Annotated in this window: 20 protein-coding genes; all 20 read right to left on the bottom strand. The window is 65.6% G+C overall.

The annotated features are described in order from the left end of the window. Positions 1 to 780, bottom strand: coding sequence for a 4'-phosphopantetheinyl transferase family protein (locus ISG32_RS19375; protein ID WP_194772667.1), 780 nt, complete (start codon positions 778 to 780; stop codon positions 1 to 3). 8 nt (positions 781 to 788) lie between these two features. Further along, positions 789 to 1229, bottom strand: coding sequence for an excinuclease ATPase subunit (locus ISG32_RS19380; protein ID WP_228529945.1), 441 nt, complete (start codon positions 1227 to 1229; stop codon positions 789 to 791). Between the two features lie 116 nt (positions 1230 to 1345). After that, positions 1346 to 2605: a beta-ketoacyl-ACP synthase gene (locus tag ISG32_RS19385; RefSeq protein ID WP_194772668.1), complete on the bottom strand. Its 1260-nt coding sequence runs from the start codon at positions 2603 to 2605 to the stop codon at positions 1346 to 1348. After that, positions 2602 to 3357 carry a 3-ketoacyl-ACP reductase FabG2 gene (locus ISG32_RS19390; RefSeq protein ID WP_407645078.1) on the bottom strand — a complete coding sequence of 252 codons (756 nt, stop codon included), beginning with the start codon at positions 3355 to 3357 and terminating at the stop codon, positions 2602 to 2604. The genes ISG32_RS19385 and ISG32_RS19390 overlap by 4 nt, the downstream gene beginning before the upstream one ends. Then, entirely contained in the window at positions 3357 to 3821 is a 465-nt protein-coding gene (locus ISG32_RS19395) for an ApeP family dehydratase (RefSeq protein ID WP_194772670.1), read from the bottom strand. The genes ISG32_RS19390 and ISG32_RS19395 overlap by 1 nt, the downstream gene beginning before the upstream one ends. Before the next feature lie 36 nt (positions 3822 to 3857). Continuing rightward, entirely contained in the window at positions 3858 to 5054 is a 1197-nt protein-coding gene (locus ISG32_RS19400) for a beta-ketoacyl-ACP synthase (protein WP_194772671.1), read from the bottom strand. Positions 5055 to 5059: 5 nt separating this feature from the next. Then, positions 5060 to 5701 (bottom strand): DUF3261 domain-containing protein, encoded by a 642-nt coding sequence (locus ISG32_RS19405; RefSeq protein WP_194772672.1) that lies wholly within the window; start codon positions 5699 to 5701, stop codon positions 5060 to 5062. Continuing rightward, positions 5698 to 6948, bottom strand: a complete 1251-nt coding sequence (locus ISG32_RS19410; protein ID WP_194772856.1) for an NAD(P)/FAD-dependent oxidoreductase — start codon at positions 6946 to 6948, stop codon at positions 5698 to 5700. The genes ISG32_RS19405 and ISG32_RS19410 overlap by 4 nt, the downstream gene beginning before the upstream one ends. Positions 6949 to 6965: 17 nt before the next feature. After that, positions 6966 to 9398 carry an MMPL family transporter gene (locus tag ISG32_RS19415; protein ID WP_228529947.1) on the bottom strand — a complete coding sequence of 811 codons (2433 nt, stop codon included), beginning with the start codon at positions 9396 to 9398 and terminating at the stop codon, positions 6966 to 6968. 21 nt (positions 9399 to 9419) lie between these two features. Then, positions 9420 to 10076: an outer membrane lipoprotein carrier protein LolA gene (locus ISG32_RS19420; RefSeq protein ID WP_228529948.1), complete on the bottom strand. Its 657-nt coding sequence runs from the start codon at positions 10074 to 10076 to the stop codon at positions 9420 to 9422. Then, positions 10073 to 10513 (bottom strand): acyl-CoA thioesterase, encoded by a 441-nt coding sequence (locus ISG32_RS19425; RefSeq protein ID WP_194772673.1) that lies wholly within the window; start codon positions 10511 to 10513, stop codon positions 10073 to 10075. The genes ISG32_RS19420 and ISG32_RS19425 overlap by 4 nt, the downstream gene beginning before the upstream one ends. Beyond that, positions 10503 to 12062, bottom strand: coding sequence for an HAL/PAL/TAL family ammonia-lyase (locus ISG32_RS19430; protein WP_228529949.1), 1560 nt, complete (start codon positions 12060 to 12062; stop codon positions 10503 to 10505). Before ISG32_RS19430 ends, ISG32_RS19425 begins: the two co-directional genes overlap by 11 nt. A gap of 3 nt (positions 12063 to 12065) precedes the next feature. Further along, positions 12066 to 13079, bottom strand: coding sequence for an LpxL/LpxP family acyltransferase (locus ISG32_RS19435; RefSeq protein WP_194772675.1), 1014 nt, complete (start codon positions 13077 to 13079; stop codon positions 12066 to 12068). An 8-nt stretch (positions 13080 to 13087) separates the two neighbouring features. Beyond that, positions 13088 to 13855 (bottom strand): glycosyltransferase family 2 protein, encoded by a 768-nt coding sequence (locus ISG32_RS19440; RefSeq protein WP_194772676.1) that lies wholly within the window; start codon positions 13853 to 13855, stop codon positions 13088 to 13090. Between the two features lie 3 nt (positions 13856 to 13858). Next, positions 13859 to 15562: an AMP-binding protein gene (locus ISG32_RS19445; protein WP_194772677.1), complete on the bottom strand. Its 1704-nt coding sequence runs from the start codon at positions 15560 to 15562 to the stop codon at positions 13859 to 13861. A gap of 32 nt (positions 15563 to 15594) precedes the next feature. Further along, on the bottom strand, positions 15595 to 16149 hold the full coding sequence (locus ISG32_RS19450; protein WP_194772678.1) for a COG4648 family protein: 555 nt from the start codon (positions 16147 to 16149) through the stop codon (positions 15595 to 15597). Between the two features lie 34 nt (positions 16150 to 16183). After that, complete coding sequence (locus tag ISG32_RS19455) at positions 16184 to 16444, bottom strand: acyl carrier protein (protein WP_166066620.1); 261 nt, start codon at positions 16442 to 16444, stop codon at positions 16184 to 16186. A gap of 55 nt (positions 16445 to 16499) precedes the next feature. Continuing rightward, a complete protein-coding gene (locus tag ISG32_RS19460; protein WP_194772679.1) occupies positions 16500 to 16760 on the bottom strand; it encodes a phosphopantetheine-binding protein in 261 nt (86 codons plus the stop codon). Beyond that, positions 16747 to 17523 (bottom strand): lysophospholipid acyltransferase family protein, encoded by a 777-nt coding sequence (locus ISG32_RS19465; protein ID WP_194772680.1) that lies wholly within the window; start codon positions 17521 to 17523, stop codon positions 16747 to 16749. The genes ISG32_RS19460 and ISG32_RS19465 overlap by 14 nt, the downstream gene beginning before the upstream one ends. Beyond that, the gene (locus ISG32_RS19470) at positions 17516 to 18271 is read right to left on the bottom strand and encodes a beta-ketoacyl synthase chain length factor (protein WP_194772681.1); all 756 of its coding nucleotides are present in this window, start codon (positions 18269 to 18271) and stop codon (positions 17516 to 17518) included. Before ISG32_RS19470 ends, ISG32_RS19465 begins: the two co-directional genes overlap by 8 nt. Positions 18272 to 18720 lie beyond the last annotated feature (449 nt).

Genomic DNA, 18720 nt, shown 5'->3' on the forward strand with positions numbered 1-18720 from the left:
TCATTGCAGCCTCAATGCAAAACGGCCCGCGTCGAAAAAGCCGAGGCCGCAGGGGTCGACAAGCTCACAGCGAAAGCCAGGTTCCGCCGAGCAAACAGAAAGCCAGGCAGGCTCACCTTCCGCCGTTTTCGCCCGCCATGAATGTGCATCTGAATCATCGGAATCATCGGAATCGTCTGAATCATCGGCCTGCGGCTGGCATGCAAGCCGTGGCAGCAGTTGGAAATCGACGCCTGTTCCGGCTCGTTTGAACCACGACTCCTTCAAACTCCACCACTGCATGAATTGCAGATGGCGCTGCTGCTCATCGTCGATCCGCATCAGCTGATCGAGCTCGGTGGGCGTGCAGGCGAGCTGCGCGAGTTCGCTCAGCGTGCTGCGCGGTTTGCGGGTCAGCACCTCGATGTCGACTCCGACGGGCTGCGATGCCGCAGCGCAGGCGATGAGGCCGTGGCTGTGAGAAAGGGAAAGATGGATGTCGCCGCCCTGTGCGAAATGTGCAGGGTGCGCGAGCTGCGCGATCGGTGCGTGCTGCACACGCGGAGCCTGTCCGGGCGGCGCATCCAGAGGCCATTGCGCGATCTGCCGCTCATCACCCGCAAGCAGCAGGCGCAGGGCATATCGGCAAGCGATGAATTCTTCACGACGGGCTGGCGCCTGCAACTGCGCCAGCCGGTCCTGTTCCGATGCGGTCAGCCAGGTGTCGAACGCGCTGCGCGCGGCAGCGCTCCACATGGCCGAGCGGGTGGCCACCAACAGCCGGACTGTCGATGTGGCCATCCGATGGATCACTTGGTCTTGGCGTAGGTGCCCTTGAGCGTGACGCCCGCCATGATGTTGCCGGCGGCGCATTGGAAGTTGGAAGGATCCTTCACCTCATTGCGCTTGTTGAAGCTGTGCAGGTCCACCACCGCGTTCGCGCCCTTTTGCTTGGCCGAATCCTGGAAGGCCATCAGCGCGGACAGCGCGGCCCACTTGCAGGCGGTGGCGTCGTCCTTGCCCACGCCGTTGGTCTTCTTGTTGGAGGTGTCATCGCCCAGCTTGGCGGCGATGGCGGGCGTGCGCGCACCGGACATGTAGAACTTCACGCTGCCGTCGAGCTTGCCGTCGGCCATGCCCATCTGGATCACGTCCTCGATCGGGAACATCAGCGCGTCGTTGCGCGCGTGTGCAGCTGTCACGGCGCCCAGCGCCAGCAGTGCCACCATGGCTGTCTTCTTCATGCTCATCTGTCTTCTCCTGTGTTGTGGGTCTCCGACCCGCTGTTGAGTATTGAGTGAATGGTCCGGGAATGCGTCGGCAACGCCTGCTGCACACCCGGTGGTTCCAGGAAGGCGTCCGCGATCTACGCCCTCCAGCGCCTGAAGATCAGCGACGTGTTGATGCCGCCGAACGCGAAGTTGTTCGACATCACCACATCGGTCTGCACCGCGCGTGGCTGGTCGACGATGTAGTCGATGGGCGCGCAGCGCTCGTCCACCTGCGTGAGGTTGGCGTTCTGCGCGAACAGGCCGTCCTTCATCATCTCGAGCGTCATCCAGGCCTCGAGCGCGCCGCACGCGCCAAGCGTGTGGCCCATGAAGCCCTTGAGCGTGCTGACCGGAACACGGTTGCCGAAAATCTCGTAGGTCGCGGCCGATTCGGCGATGTCGCCCTGCTCGGTCGAGGTGCCGTGCGCGTTCACGTAGCCGATCTCCGCAGCCGAAATGCCCGCGTCCTCGATGGCCAGTTGCATGGCCTGCGCCATGGTGGCCGAGTTCGGATGCGTGACATGCGTGCCGTCGCAATTCGTGCCGAAGCCGATCAGCTCGGCGATGATGTTCGCGCCGCGCGCCTTGGCATGTTCCAGTTCCTCGAGCACGAACGTGCATGCTCCCTCGCCAAGCACCAGTCCGTCGCGCGCCGCATCGAACGGGCGCGGCGTGAGGTCTGGCGTGTCGTTCTTCACGCTGGTGGCGAACAGGGTATCGAAGACGGCCGCCTGCGTCGCGTCCAGCTCTTCGGAGCCGCCGGCCAGCATGGCCACCTGCTTGCCGGTCTGGATCGCCTCGAACGCGTAGCCGATGCCTTGGCTGCCCGAGGTGCAGGCGCTCGACGTGGTGATCACGCGACCCGTCAGGCCCAGAAACACGGCGATGTTGACGGCGGCGGTGTGCGCCATCATCTTGATGTAGGTGTTGGCGTTGATGCCCTCGGTCGTCTTGTCGGCGATCATCCGGCCGAAGTCGCCGATGGCGGCGGGCGTGCCGGCGGACGAGCCGTAGGCCACGCCCATCTTGCCGCTCTTGACCAGCGGGTCGTCGAGCAGCCCTGCACTCTCGAGCGCGATCTCGCTCGCACGCGTGGCCATCAGCGCCACGCGGCCCATGCTGCGCATGGTCTTGCGGTTGTAGTGCGCGGGCAGATCGAATGCGGGCACGGTGCAGCCCAACTGCGTGTTCAGGCCCTCGATGTCCTTCCACTCGTGCATGGAGCGGATCACGTTCTTGCCGCTGTGCAACTGCGCGCGCACGGTGGCCCAATCATGGCCGAGCGGACTCAGCGCTCCGATGCCGGTCACCACGACGCGGCGTTTGCCATTGTGATGGCTGTTCAAGGCGCTCATCCCAGCATCCCTCCGTTGACGGAAATGACCTGACGCGTCACATACGATGCGTCCTGCCCCATGAGAAACGACACCACGGCGGCGACTTCGTCCACCGATCCCATGCGGCGCATCGGAATCATGTCCATCGCGTGCTCCAGCACTTCCTCGCTCACCATGTCGGTATCGATCAACCCGGGCGCCACGCAGTTGACCGTGATGTCGCGCTTGGCGAGCTCGATGGCCAGTGACTTGGTGGCCGCGATCACTCCGGCTTTGGCCGCACTGTAATTGGTCTGGCCGCGATTGCCCATCAGCGCCGACACCGATGCCAGCGTGACGATGCGCCCCGGCTTGCGTCTGCGCACCATGGGCATGACGACGGGGTGCAGCACGTTGTAGAACGCATCGAGGTTGGTGTGCACCACGGCGTCCCACTCCTCGCCGCTCATCGCGGGAAAGGCGTTGTCGCGCGCGATGCCCGCGTTGCAGACCACGCCGTAGTAGGCACCGTGCAGCTCCATGTCGGCCTCAAGCGCCGCGATGCTGGCCGCGCGGTCCGCCACGTCAAACTGCAGCACGCGCGCGCTGCGGCCGAGCGCCTCGATGGCTCCCACCACTTCCTTGGCGTGCTCCACGCCGCTGCGGCAATGCACGACGATGTCATGGCCATCGCGCGCCAAACGCAGCGCGATCGCCCGGCCTATGCCCCGGCTGGATCCGGTCACCAGAACGGTCCCCTTGGTGGTCGATTCAGTCGTCATTCCTGTCATCAGCTCTCTGTGTTCTGCAGCGCCTGCACATAGGCGCCGCCGTCTTCGGGTTCGTAGACGGAGATGCGCGCCGTGGCCCGCACCTCCTCATCGGCTCGGATTGTGCAGTCAAACATGCCCAGTCCGTTTTCGCCCATCAGCTCGCACTGCACGCTCACCGTGAGCACGGTGTCCGGAGCGAAGAAGTCAGCACCCGCATCGTACTTGCGTGTGCCCAGCAGAAAACCGAGCTTGACCTGCTGTCCCGCCTGCAACGCGCGCCACCCGGCCCAGGCCGCCACGGTCTGGGCCATGTATTCCAGCCCAACCCATGCGGGCATTCCTTCATCCTGCAGATAGAGACCGTCGCGCGGCACCGTCACCTCGGCCACGGCACTCTCCGCGTCGGCCGCCAGCAGGCGGTCGAGCAGCAGCATCGCGCCGCGATGCGGCACATAGTTCTCGATGGGCAAAAATTCCTTCATCACCAATTCGTCAATCCCGTCATCGTCCATCCCGGTTCAACCCGCCGCGAACAGCAGGGAGCAGTTGCTGCCGCCAAACGCAAAAGAATTGCTGAGCACCGCCCGGGCGCTTCGCCCCAGAGCGTCTTGCGGCCCGGCAATCCGCAACGCGGGCAGGCCCGCATCGGCCACTCCATCCCACCAATGCGCGGGCAACTTGCCCAGCGGATTGTCGTGCAGCACGTGCCAGCAGATCGCAGCCTCCAGCGCACCCGCCGCAGCCAGCGCATGACCCGTCAGCGGCTTGGTCGAGCTGACCGCCGCGCCCGAGCCGAACAGCGTGTGCACGGCCAGACTCTCCATCGCATCATTGTGGGGCGTTGCCGTGCCGTGCAGGTTCACGTAGTCGACCTGATCGGCCGCCATGCCCGCGCGATCCAGCGCCTGCTGCATCGCGGAGATCGCCCCGCGCCCCGTCGGATCGGGTGCGGACATGTGGTGCGCATCCTGGCTCTCCCCCCAGCCCGCGAGCCGCACCGGCCCGCGCTCGCGCGTCATCACGAAGAAGGCCGCAGCCTCGCCGAGATTGATGCCGTGGCGATGGGCCGACAGCGGGTTGCAGCGCTCGGCGGACACCGCCTCGAGCGCGCTGAAACCCGCCACGGTGAACGCGCTCAAGGCATCCACACCACCGGCGATCACCGCATCGACCATGCCGCTCACCAGCAGCCGTGCGCCGCTCGCAAGCGCCTTGGCACCCGAAGAGCAGGCCGTCGACGTCGCATGCACCGGGCCACGGATGCCCAGATGGGTGGCGAGAAATCCCGCCACGTCGCCCAGCTCCTGCACCGTGTAATCAAAGCCTTGCGGAAAAGCGCCCGCGCGCCGATACGCATCGGCAGCGAACATGCCCTCATCAAGGCCGCCCGTGCTGGTGCCCACGATCAGCGCCACCCGCTCGGCACCCACGCGCGCGATCAGCGCATCCATCTGCGGCTTGAGCGGCAGCATCGCCGCCCAGGCCAGCGCGTTGTTGCGCGAGCGTTGTGCAGGCACGGCAAAGTCCAGCGCAGGCAGCTCGACATCGCTTGGCAGACAGCCCAAAGCCAGCGCACGCCCCGGCGAATACTGCTCGGTCACGCGCAAGGTCTGCGGATCGGCATCGGCGAACAGCTGCGCGCGCATCTGCTCCGCACTCGCGCCCAGCGCGCTGATCGCCGAGACGGCATTCAGATAAACGGGAGGTCGCTCCATCACCATCAAAGCCCCGCATTGTTGCTGCACAGATCGGCACCGCCCGGCGTGTCGATGCGCAGCGACCAGTTGCCTTGCGGATAGACGACTTCAAGCGCGCTCGCATCGAGAAACCGCACCTTCACCCGCTCCGCTCCCGCGTACTTCAGCACGCGCTCCTTTGGCGTCGCGTCCAGCGTCCACTGCGCTGGCAAGGCCCGGGCAATCTCCGCTTCGGGCCAGAACGCGAGCTGCACGTCGCTCAGCACCTGCTCGGGCTTGAGCACCGCAGGCCACCAGCGCGAGAGCTGCGGATCGAGCTTGGTTCCGTTCCAGTCCAGCGTGCCGACCATCTGGCCAAGGTTCAGAATCGCGAGCCGCATGCTGCCCGCATCGATTTCGAGCAGCGCATCAAGCTCCTTCGGCGACTGCCCCGGCGGCTGCACGGTCAGGCGCTGCTGTACCGCTGCGGCGCAGCCCAGCGCGGACGGCGCGAGCGCCAGCCACGGCGAGCCCACCTGGCCCGCCACGGCGGCATCGGCCTGGTGGCGAGACGCGGACGCGCAGCCCGCCAGCAAGGCCGCCGAGGCCAAGCCCGCCAGCAAGGCCGCCGAGGCCAAGCCCGCCAGCCAAGTCGAGCAAGCGATGCGGCTCACGGGCGATGTCATGCAAGCGCCTCTTTGGCCTGCTGTTGGCAAAGTTCGCGCAGCACGTTCAGGCGCCGCTGCGGCTCGGCCACGTAGGGGTTGGTATCGTCCCACGCATAGCCCGCAAGAATCGACGAGATCATGCGGCGGATCTCGGGGCTGTGGCGGTCGTGAAAGATCACGTCCTGGAAGCCACCTTCATACCAACCGGAAACGAACGCTCGGAAGGTGTTCACGCCCGCCTGCAGCGGCACCGCGTAGTCGGCCTGCCAATCGACGGTCTCGCCGTTCCATGCGCGAGCGATGCACTTCGCGGCAAGGCTTGCCGACTTCACCGCGATCGTCACGCCGCTCGAGAACACCGGATCGAGGAACTCGCCCGCATTGCCGAGCAGCGCAAAGTTCTTGCCCCACAGCGAGGTCACGTTCGCCGAATAGCCGGTGAGCGTGCGGCCCGGCGTGTCCCACACGGCGTTGCGCAGCACATGCGAGAGCGATGGCGTCTCGGCGATGATCGCGCGCAGGCGCTCCACCTCGGTGCCTTGATATTGCGCCAGATATTCGGGCGTGCCGACCACGCCCTGTGAGCAGCGGCCGTTGGAGAACGGAATGGTCCAGAACCACACGTCGTGGTGCGTGGGGTGCACGCTGATCAGGATCTTCTGGCGGTCCATCTCGCCGAGCGCGATGCGGTCCTCGATGTGGGTGAACAGCGCGCCGCGCACCGGGAAGTCCGAGGGCCGCTCCAGATCGAGCATGCGCGGCAGAATGCGCGCGAAGCCGCTGGCGTCGAGCAGATAGCGCGCGGTCACCGCATACTCCTCGCCCTGCTCCGAACGCACGCGCACCACCGGCTGATCGCCGCTCACGTCAACGGCCGTCACCACGTGGCGATAACGGATTTCCGCGCCCGCCTTCTCGGCAGCATCCGCCAGCACCTTGTCGAAGTTGGCGCGCTGCACCTGGTAGGTCGTGCCCCAGCCCTTGGAGAACTTGTCGCGGAAATCGAAGGCCGTGGCCAGCTCCCCCTTGGCGAAGGCCGCGCCGTTCTTGTGCTGAAAGCCCGCCTCCACCACGTCCTGCAGCATGCCGGCTTCCTCGATGTACTGCATGCTCTGCGGCAGCAGGCTCTCGCCGATGGAGAAGCGTGGAAAGGTTTCCTTCTCGATGATCAGCACCTTGCGGCCCTGCTTGCGCAGCAGCCCCGCCGCCACGGCGCCCGAAGGGCCCGCGCCGATGATCAGAATTTCAGTCTCTTCGACCTTGATGTTGTCCATAACGACCCTCACGCTTTTGCTTTGGATTTGGGCGAAGTGCCCTCTATTGAATGGGAGACTGTAGCCGCAGCGGATGACGCGCCGCCATCGCCGCCATCACGGCCAGCTCGGAACAGCGGCGCGAGCAACAGCACGATGGGCAGGCCGAACATCAGCGTGACGCCGAACGCGCGCAGCGCGGGCGTCTGCGACAGCCCCAGCAGCCCGAACGACAGCCAGGTGCTGCCCGCGCCGATCACCACCGCGAGCCAGGCCTGCGGATCGTCCTCATGCTCCTGCAGATAGATGCCATAGTCGATGCCCACGCCAAGCAGCAGCATCAGCGCGAGCACGTTGAACAGTTGCCACGGCTCGCCCATCAGCGACAGGATGATGACCACCGCAAGACTGGCGAGCACCGTCGGCAGCCAGGCGCGCCACGCGCTGCGGCCAAAGCGGATGCACAGCGCCGCGAGCACCAGCACATGGCCGAGCGCGAGCAACTCGGTCATCGAGATGCGGTAGCGCTTGAGCAGCCCGGAAATCTCCGCTGGCTTGTCCACCCAGGTCACGCCCACCAGTCCCTCAGCCGCGGCCGACAGCGCGGGCAACGCCGCCTGCCCGCGCACACCACGCAGCATCACCATGCTGCGGAACGCACCCTCGCGCTCGCCCAGCCACAGCGGGCGGGCGGCTGCCGAAATCGGCTGCGCCAGCCACGCCTGCACGGTAAGCGGTTCCGCAGCGGCGGAAGTGTCAGGTGCGAACGACTCACCCAGTTGCGCGTTCACGCCGTCGAGCACCACCTTGTTCGCGTGCTGCACCAGAGCCGCATTGCGCGCCTGCAACTGCGCCGAAGGCACCCAGTCGGACACCGCGCTGTAGCCCGTGAGCTCCTTGTCCACGACCAGCGCGTCGAGCCTCTGCTTGAGTGCTTCTTCACGCTGCAGCACCTCTTCGGCGCTCGCGCCCTTGACCAGATAGAACTGCGCCGGGCTCGGCAGCCCGAGTATCTGCCCGACCTGCATCTGCTGCGCGATCAGGCTCGGCGAGCTGTTCTGCAGCTGGCGCACGTCGTCCATGTCGTTGAGCAGATGGCCCTTGCCGATCCACAGCAGCGCCAGCGCACACAGCGCGAGCGACCACGGCAGCGCCCCGCGCCAGCGCGGCCACCAGCCCAGCGTCCTGCCGATGGCGAGCGCCGCACGGCTCTGCGGCACGCGGCCGCGATCCAGCCATGGAAACCAGCAGATCACGGTCAACATCGCGGCCGCGAGGCCCACCACCGAAAACAGCGCCATCTGCCGCAGCCCCGGAAACGCCGCCATGCCGAGCGCAATATAGGCAATCGCACTGGTGCCAAGCGCCAGCCACAACGCTGGCAGCAGGCCGCGCATCAGCGCATGCGGCTTGCTACCCGGCGCACCCTGGCGCGACGCGAAATAGTGAATCCCGTAGTCCTCGGCCACGCCCACGAGGCTCGCGCCAAAGACCAGCGTCAGCAGATGCACCTTGCCGAACACCAGATCCGTCACGCTGAGCGCGACCGCGCAGCCGATCAACAGCGACGTGCCCACCAGCAGCACCGGCCGCAGCGAACGAAAGGCGATCCAGGCGAGCACCAGCACCCCCGCGAGCGAACCCCAGCCGATCACGTTGATCTCGCCGTTGGCCTGCACTGCGGCTGCCTCCGCATGCAGCGGCACGCCGGCCAGAATGAGCTGCGCGTCGGGCGACTGCCTGCGCACTTCGCTCAAGGCATGCTCCATCGCCGAACCGATCACCGGATTGCCCGACAGGCTGAAAGCCGAGCCGTCGAGCGCGTACTGCATCACCACCCACTGCTTGCCGTCGGCCGCCACCCACAGCTCGGAATCGCGTGGCCGCGCCTGGCTCTGCGCCGCGCGCGCCGACCACCACTGCGTCCACAGCCCGAGCGGGTCATTCACCCAATCGGTCAGGCGCGCCTGCGTGGCCGGTTGATAAAGATCCTGCAGCGCGCGCTGCACCAGGCTTTCATCGCTGGCCTTGGCAAGCTCGCCCTGCTGCTGCGTGGTGATGAGATTCGCGCGCCACGGCTGGTAGAAGGCGAGCGCCGACTGCATCGATGATTCGCGCGCAATCGCCTCCTCCTTGAGGCGTGCGCTCGTCTGCGTCTTCAATGCGGCGCGAAAGGTCTGCGCCGCCGCACGCGTCTCGTCCCATTGCGGCGTTCCGAGCAGCACCACGATCTGGCGCTGCATCTGCTCGGAGAGCTGCTGCGTCGCCATCGACACATCGGGCGCCTGCTCGTTGAGCGGCAACAGCGCAAGCACATCGGTGTCGATGCGCCCCTCTTTCCAAAACTGGAACTGATGCACGCACACGGCCAGCACCACCAGCGCCCAGACCAGCGCAGCCACACGCCACAGCACGCCTGCGGGGCGTTCCATGGTGGCCAAGTCGGGAGAAGTGCGCGTCATTCGGTGCGGTTCAATTCATCATCAGCGGAACAGCGCGGCATCGGCATCGCGCAGCGTCTGCTCGGCCGTTGCCTCCTGGATGCGGATGACGCTGCTGTCGCCACGCGCCTCCTGCAGCTTCACTTCACGAACAAAGGCCCCTCCCTGCAGATCGACCGACGCCAGCCACTGCGCAAGCATCGGGTCGCGCGGCACGAGGTACATCTGCCAGCCGCTGGCCTGCGCCTTGCCCGACACCTCGAAGAACTGGCGCAGTTGCACCAGATCGGCCGACATCACGGCGAACAGCATCGCGTTCACGGTGCGCAGCACGGGCTCGTCTTCGGCACGCATCTGCATGCTCACCTCGCCATCGCCGCGCCGCGACTGCAGGCTGTCGGGCTTGACGATCAGCGTCGATTCAAACGGCTTGAGCACATGCCAGACGATGCCCTTGTTCTTCGCGACCACGAACTCGCCGGAGGAGCGCAGCGGCTGCTTGAAGCCCTTGATGCTTTTTTCCTGCTCGAAGTTGCCGCGCACCACCGGCGCGTCCTTGAGCTGCTGCTTGACCTTCTCCAGCAAATCTTGCGTGACCTGGTCCTTGGCTGCAACGGGTGCAGGTTTTTCAGCCATCGCGGCGGGCACCATGGCCAGCAGCGCCGCACAAAGAATGGTCGACTTCAGGATGGACTTCATGGCTGCACCCCCAGCCGCTCCCACAGCACCGGCGGACAGACAAAGCGCATCTCGCGCGTCTGCATGTCCACGGCCACCTGAATCGTATAGGCCGTGTTGATCTTCTGGCCCGTCTCAGCGTCGCTGATCACGTAGTCGATGCGCAGGCGGTTTTCCCATTCGGTGATCGTCGAGCGGATCTTGAGCTTCTGCCCGAAGGTCGCGGGCCGCACGTACTTGAGGCGCATGTCGACCACCGGCCAGCCAAAGCCCGAATCGCGCATGCGTGGGTAGTCGTAGTCGAACTTGGCGAGCAGCGCACTGCGTGCCAGTTCCAGAAAGCGCACGTAGTTGCCGTGGTAGACGATCTCCATCACGTCGATGTCGTAGAACGCGGGCGTGACCTCGATCTCGCAGGTCAGACGCTCGCGCGACGCGAGTTCATTCTCAGTCGGCATACAGGCTCCATGCTTGAGCGCGGATGTCGACCAGCAGACGCTGCAGATCCTTGTCGAGTGCGCGGTCCACTTCGACCAGCGCGACGCGTTCCGCGAGGTCAGCGATCCATGCGCGCATCTCGTCGCCGATCGGCACATCAGGCTGAATGCGCTCGCGCAGCGGTACGGCCTGGCGCGCGGCGATCAGCATCGCGGCGATGACCTGCTCGGTGAGCTCGAGCACGCGCAGCGCGTCGCGCGCGGCGATCGTTCCCATGCTCACCTTGTCCTGGTTGTGGCACTCGGTCGAGCGCGAGAACACCGACGCGGGCATGGTCTGCTTGAGGGCCTCCGCCGTCCAGGCCGACGCGCTGATCTGCAGCGCCTTCAGGCCGTGGTTGATGGCCTGCGTGCGGCCTTGTGCTGCGGACAGGTTCGACGGCAGGCCCTGGCTGTAGCGCGTATCCACCAACAGCGCGAGCTGGCGGTCCAGCAGATCGGCCACGTTGGCGATCGTGTTCTTGAGCGTGTCCATGGCGAGCGCGACGTGGCCGCCGTAGAAATGACCGCCATGCAGCACGCGCTCCTGATCGGGCTCGATCAGCGGGTTGTCGTTGGCCGAGTTGAGTTCGCCCTCGATCAGCTGGCGCAGAAACGGCAGTGCGTCTTCAAGCACGCCGATCACATGCGGCGCGCAACGCAGCGAGTAGCGGTCCTGCAGGCGGTGCGAATTGCGCAGCGGTGCCTCGGCCACCAGATCACCGCGAATGCGCGCGGCCGTGCGCTGCTGGCCCGGATGCGGCTTGGCGGCGAAAAGCGTTTCGTCGAAGTGGTGCGCATTGCCCGCAATGCCGACCACGTTGGCGGCCGTGATGCGGCACGCAAGACGCGCCACGTAGTCCGCGCGCTGCCACGCGAGGCAGGCGAGCGCGGTCATCACCGCCGTGCCGTTCATCAGCGCAAGGCCTTCCTTGGGACGCAGCCGCAGCGGCGTCGCGCCCGTCTGTTCGAGCGCCTGTGCGGCGGGCATGACTTGGCCACGCCACATCACGTCACGCTCGCCGCAGAGCACCGCCGCCACATACGACAGCGGCGTGAGATCGCCGCTCGCGCCCACCGACCCCTCGGCCGGAATGCAGGGCAGGATGTCGTTCGCGATCAGATGCTCGATCTGCTTGAGCAGCGCCCAGCTCACGCCCGAGAGCCCGCGCGAGAGCGACGCGAGACGGCAGGCCAGCACGGCGCGCGTCTCCACCTCGGTCAGAAAGCGACCCGCGCCACAGCCGTGATAGGCGTAGAGATGGTGCGGCAGGTCGGGAATCAGCTCGGGCGGAATCTCCACCGTGCAGGAGTCGCCGTAGCCAGTCGTCACTCCGTAGACGACGCCGTCCTCGCTGAGCAGTCGGTCGAGAAAATCCGCGCCGCGCTGGATGCGTTCGCGAAAGGCCGGCTCGGGCGAGAGCTGCACCTTCGCGCGCTGATGCGCAATCGCCGTGATCTCCTCGATCTGCAACGGACCGCCATCAAAAATGATGAGCGCCGGAGTCGCGTTCTGTGTCATGCCTGTCATCTTCTATCGTTGTGCTGGAGCGGCTGCGGGCTTGTCGTCGGGCCGCTGCGCCTGTGCCCAGAAAGGGAAAAAATTGAACCAGTCGAACGGCGCCTTCGCAAGGCGGTCCTCGACCGCGCGGGCGTACATGCCCGCATAGTCAGCCATCGCCTGCTCGCGCCGTCCACGCGGCAGTTCGACCTGCGCGGCCAACTCGGCGATGCGCAGCGCGTAGCCGCCGCCATTTTCATGGCTTGTCCGCGTGCAGGTCATCAGAAACAGCGGGCACTTGAGCAACGCGGCAATCACATAGGGGCCGCTTGGAAACGCCGCCTCGTGGCCCAGAAACCGCGCGGACGTGGTCTTGCTCTTCTGCACCGGCACGCGGTCACCCGCGATCGCGATGAATTCGCCCTGCGCCACGCGCTCGGACAGCATCATGGCGGTGGCCGCGTTGAAATCGGTGACCTGCAGAAAGCGCACCTTGCTCTCGGGCGCAAGGCGGCGCAGCACGCGGTTGAACTGCTCCGCATGCCTCGTGTGCACCAGCACGTTCAGCCGCAGGCCCTTGCGCCGCTCGGCCAGTACCTGACACAGCTCGATGCAGCCCATGTGCGCGGTGACGAACACACCGCCCTGCCCCCGCTCGATGAGCGCGAGAATCGCCTCGTGCCCGCTGATGTCCACGCGCGACGCGGGATAGCTGCCCGAGATCGCCAGCATCTTGTCGAGGATGACCTGCGCGAACATGCGAAAGTGCCGCAGGCTCTGGCGCCAGCCGGGCGTGGATTTCCAGAGGCCATGCGCCTCCTGCATGCGCTGCAGATACTCGAGCGATGAGCGTCGCGCAATCGGCTTGCTGAGCCAGTAATAGGTGACCACCGGATAGAGGCACAGCAGAAACGGCCAGCGCCCCAGCACCCGATGCACTTGGAACAGAAGCCACATGCCCGCCACGAACGTGCTCTCGCCGATCTGCGCCCAATGCGTGGTGGCGGCAGATTCGTTGGCGAGTGGATTGTCGTTCGTTTCGTGCATCGATGGACTCATGTGAGCGCCCCGCTGCGGCGTCGCCCGGTGAGCTTTCGCGCCAGCAGCACGGGGCTGCGCAGCAGCATGCCGGCGAACAGGCGCGCGTGCATTTTGGAGATCAGCACGTTGTCGCGCAGCACGCGGAAATGCGAGAGCCCGTCCTGCGGATAGGTCACGCGCGTGAGCTGGTTCACGAACGGCACGCCATGCCAGTGCATGCGCACGAGGATCTCGGGGTCGAACTCCATGCGCTTGCCGATGCGTGCGCTGTCCACGGCACGCAGCGCGTCGGCGAGCGGGTAGACGCGAAAGCCGCACATCGAGTCGCGGATGTCCAGCGACAGCGTGTTGATCCACACCCAGATGTGCGTCGCATAGCGGCCATAAAGCCGGGCCTTGGGAACGCTCTCGTCGTAGATCGGTGCACCGCAGATCATGGCAGCGGGATGCTGGCGCGAGGACTCCGCGAAGGCCGCGATGTCGCCGGTCGCGTGCTGTCCGTCGGCATCGATCTGCACCGCATGCGTGAAGCCGCGCTTCTGAGCGTGGCGCATGCCCGCGATCATCGCGCCGCCCTTGCCCTCGTTGACGGCCAGGCGCAGCAGCTCGACGCGTGGCGCGTATCGGAGGGCCAGTTCATCGAGCACCCGCGCACAGTTCGCGTCGGAGCCGTCATCGACCATGATGCAGTCGAGGCCCGCCGCGAGCACGCCGCGCAGCATGGCGTCCATGGTGTCCGGGTGGTTGTAGACGGGAATGATGGTGACGATGGAATGCGCCATGGTTCATGCACCTATGAGCAGACGGCCGCTGGCGTGCGCGCCACGGCGGGAGGTGAATGCAAACTGGATCGCATCCTTTTCGGGTATCCGCTTGAGCTGCACCTCAACGGTGTCGCCCGGCAGAATCGGTTGCTGGAACTTCACGACTTCCGCACGCGCGTAGACGCCCGGAATGTCGAACGCCTGCCGCGCGAGCGTGACCGCCCAGTGCAACTGCGCAACGCCAGGAATCAGCTTGGCCTGCGGGAAATGCCCCTCGAGCACACGCAGCTCGGGCACCACCTGAAGCGTCACATGCGCATCCAGCTCGCTGCGGCTCACCCATTGCGGCGGCGGCATCAGCGGATCGAACAGCGCCAGCAGACTCTGCTGCGTGATCTTGCTCTGCTCGTTCATCGGCATGCGGACCACATAGCGCCAGTTGCGCGGCAGCGCCACGCGCTCGACGACATCCGCCAGCCAGTCACGCAGCGCATGGCCCATGGCCTGGCGACCCTGCGCAAACAGCGCCTGCCAACCCGGCTCGCTCAGCTCAAGTACCATGCCCACCCGCGTGGGCAGATTCGCCCGTTCGATGAGTACGGCGCGCGCCAGCTTCACATGCTCGTGCGCCTGCAGGCGCTGCTCCATCGCCGTCAGCGACACGCGCTTCTCGGCGATCTTCACGATGCGGTCGGCACGGCCCAGCAGCACAAAGCTCGCACCGCCGCTCAGCGGCTCGGCCCGGTCCGCCGTTTCCCACCAGCTCGCCGGATCATCGAGATGGCCGGAGCGCACCGCAAGCAGTCCGCCGTCGTTCAAACGCACGTCGACGCCCGGCAGGGTCTGCCACACGTCGCCATGCTCCGCACGACGACGCCATGCGATGCCGCCGGTCTCGGAGCTGCCGAAGACTTCGGTCGGCGAGTGTCCCAGCGTCGCGAGCGCCAACTCGGCGCCCTGCACCGCAAGCGGTCCACCCGATGAAAAAACCGCCTTGAGCCGCGTGCGCGCATCCCCCCAGGGCAGATGCACCGGCAGTCGGCTCAGCATGGCCGGGCTCGAGATGAGCACGCCGTGCCCTGCCTGCTCCAGCTGCTGCAGCACGTCTTCGGGATAGCGCGCAAAACGCGTCCCCAGCTCGCGCCCCGCCGACAACGGCCAGAGCACGCGGAACAGCAGCCCATAGATATGCTGATGCGACACGGTGGCAAGCACCTGCAGCGCGTCCGCTTGCAGCGCGCTGCCGAAAGCGGCCTGCAGGTTGTGGACCTCGGCGTCGAGCTGCGCGACCTTCTTGACGATGCGCTCGGGCCTGCCGGTCGAACCGGAAGTGAACAGAACAAGACGCGCGGCCTGCATGTCGAAGGGTTGCAACGCGCCTTCGTCGCGCGGCTCCAGCGCCTCGAGCGCATCTGGCAACAGCCCCGCCGTGGCGCTCACCGTGGGCAGCAACTGCGCGAGCGTCGAGGGCTGCACATCACCGAGCAGCACCGGTGTCTTCCCCGCATGCCATGCGCCCCAGAGCGCGGCGGAGAACGCCAGCGTGTCCTCGAAATAAAAGCCCACCTCGTCGCCCGTCACGCGCTCGAACGCCGCCCGCCAGCCACGCGCCATGCGCAGCCAGTCGGCGTGCGCGACGGCACGTCCGTTCACGGTCGCGACCGGACGCCTGTCCGCACCTGCCGCGGCCAACGCCACGTCAGCCAGTGCCACGCTCTGCTTCAACTTGTCATTCCTTGTCTGCTGGGTTCATTCGATCAGTGAGCGGAAGCGCCACTGCGGCGCACCTGCTGGCGCACCAGCCATTCGACACCCATGAGGCAGCCCATGAGGACGTAGGCGATCAACCCGTTGTAGAGCGCCCAGACGGCATCGCTGCCGTACAGGGCGGTGATGGCCGCAGCCGTGCCGTTGAGCACGAAGAAGCCGCACCACACCTGAGTCACCTTGCGCGTATAAGCTATGCCGGAGGGCGGCAGATCGGGCTCGTGCAGACGCGCAAGACGCTCGACGACCGAGGGCGGATGGAACAGGCTGTAGCCAAACACGGCCAGCATCACGACGTTCACCCACACCGGGTAGAGCTTGACCATCAGCGCATCCTGGCTGAGCCACGCGGCCACGCCGAGAATCGCGGCACCACCGGCCACCAGCCACCAGAACCGCTGGCGCACCGCAAGCGCGCGCGCCACGGCCAGGCCCGTCAGCAGCAGGGCGAGCCACTGCGGCGGTATCCGTCCGATCGCGGCATACACCACGAGCGGATAGAGCACCGTCAACACGATCAGGGCCCATTTCACCCAGTTGCGCATGCGGATGGTCCTTGCGTTGCTCGTGCGCCGTGGATCAGGCGGCCTGCGGGTCTTCGTTCACCAGCTTGTGCAGCGCATCGACCACGTCCTGCACGGTGCGCACGGACTTGAACGCCTCCGCGTTCAGGCGCTTGCCCACCAGCGGCTTGAGTTGCACGATCAGGTCCACGGCATCGATGCTGTCGATGTCCAGATCGTCGTAGAGCTTTGCCTCGGGCGTGACGCGCGCGGCCTCGATGCTGAAGTTCTCGTCCAGGATGCGGACGATGTGCTCAAAGATTTCCTGCTTGTTCATGGCCGTATCCAATGAGAAATGAGAGAGTGTCGGGGATGCGAGGAGCCGCGTCGGCTCACTGCGCGCGGTTGCCGGCGACGAATGCCACCAGCGCGTTGACGCTGCTGAAGTGCTGGCGCGTCTGCTCGGAATCGGCGGACATGCTCACGCCGTATTTCTTCTGCAGCGCGAGACCGAGCTCGAGCGCGTCGATGGAATCCAGCCCCAGGCCATCCACGAACAGTGGCTGGGTGGAATCGATGTCCTGTGGAGCGATATCCTCGAGCGCGAGCGACGAGATGATGAGCTCCTTGATTTCCTGTTCAAGCTGAAGCACGTGAGGGTCCTCTGAAAAGATGGTCGGACAGGTAGTCCGTGACTTGTCGCGCGGCCAGCGACTCATTGCCTGCGGCCACGCAGAATTCTTCGATGTCGATGTCCTCTCGAACCTCGAAAATGAAATGCGGCTTGCGCGCCGGAACCTTCCACCAAGGGCGCCCCTTGGGCAGCATCGGCAGGCTGGTGTGGATGTGCACGGGCGTGATGTTCACCCGCCCCTTGACCGCCACGTGCGCGGCGCCGCGCTGCAGCTTCACGTCCCCCACCAGCGGCGTGCGCGTGCCCTCGGGAAAGATGATGAGATTGTTGCCCTCGGCCAGCGAACGGTTGCAGTCTTCCACTAGTTGAGCGCCGCCGCTGTTGCAGATGAAACCCGCCGCATGGATCGGCCCGCGCGTGAACGGATTCCTGAGCAGCGATTCCTTGACGATGCAGTCGGCTCGCGGAATGAACGAGACCAGAAACACCACATCGATCAGCGACGGATGGTTGGCCAGAATCAGCAACCCCTTGCGGTCAAGGCGCTCGAGGTGGCGCACCTCGTACGAGATCACGCCGACGAAATTCATCAGCCCCACGAAGAAGCGGAAACTGTGATGGATCACCGCCTGCGCCGCGTTCTTGCGGCGTTCGGCATCGCGGGTGAACAGCAGCAACAGCGGATAGACGACCAGCCGGATGAACAGCCCCCCAAGGCCGAACATCGCAAAGCAGAAGCCGGTGGCGACGACGCGCCAGCCGCGGTTCAGGCGCTCAAGCATGCAGCCGCTCCCATATCCAGCTCCCACCCTCGCCACGCGCGTGCGTCAAGCCGGGTTGATCGGCCGCCAAAAGAAACTGAAGCACGCGCAGGCCATGGGGCAAAGAGGTGACGTCACAATCAGGAGGCGCGCTTGCCGATGCCGACAGCGCAAAGCTCGGCACACCATCGGACTTGCCGGTGAGCAGCGCCGCCCACGCGAACTCTGAAGGGGTCGATTCGGAGAAGCCCGCGTATTCACCGGGCAGCGGCTCGTCGTAGCAGACCAGCAGCACGTCGGAGGCGCCATCGGCCATCAACCCCAACGCCTCGACCACACCCGCCTCCGGCACGCTGCCCGACGATGCCACGCAGATCGCGTTGGCCACCATGCCGCGCAGAATCGAATGCTGCGCGCCCACGCCGTTGTGCACGGAGAGACCGAAAGCAGTAGGAGACAAAGGCTCGCCGGCGACCTGCGAGCGCAGGAGCGCGAGAGACTTTTCCGCATCGCCATAACGGGACGTCCAGACCACCGGCAGATCCTCCAGCTGTTCCCGTTGCAACACGTCATCGGCCACCAGCACGGCCATCTTGGCCAACCGGCCCAGACGGCGGCGCGCCATCGCCGGCACATGGGAAAGGTCGAGCCCCAGCTCGCCGCCAGGAACAGATGGTGACGGCGACTCGGCCCAACGCTGCCACTCGACGTGCTCGCGCAATCCGCAGGCCACGGCCGAGCTGGCCCGAATGGAAAACTCGACTCTCACACCAACTCCACCATCATCTGTTAGATCTTTGTTCTGTGCACCGAAGCAACCCGTGCCCCGGACATCCGAAGCCTTGCGGCCTGTTCCGATAAAACCTTGCTGCCAGCCGGCCCCTGCTCCGCGCAGCACCCCCGTCAAGCGGTCTTCTCACACTACCAGCGGCTGCCTATCTAAAGACACACGCGATTATGCACAGCTATGAAGCCAAGAAAACCGGATGAGAAGTCTCCCCCCAAGGCTCGAAATTGTACTTTAGGAAACCAGATTAAATACCGCTCACCACGCACTCACTCAGCGCCCTGTTGAATTCCAATAAATTCCGTCATATCAATGACTTACGGATTATCAAAAATCCAAAATCCCTTGCTTTCGCGAAACTTACGGCACGCCATTGAATGTGCATTTGCCTGAATGGAGCACCCGTATTTACCCGTAATGGCTGGACAAAC

The organism is Diaphorobacter caeni (assembly GCF_015354245.1).
Lineage (GTDB): Bacteria > Pseudomonadota > Gammaproteobacteria > Burkholderiales > Burkholderiaceae_C > Diaphorobacter_A > Diaphorobacter_A caeni.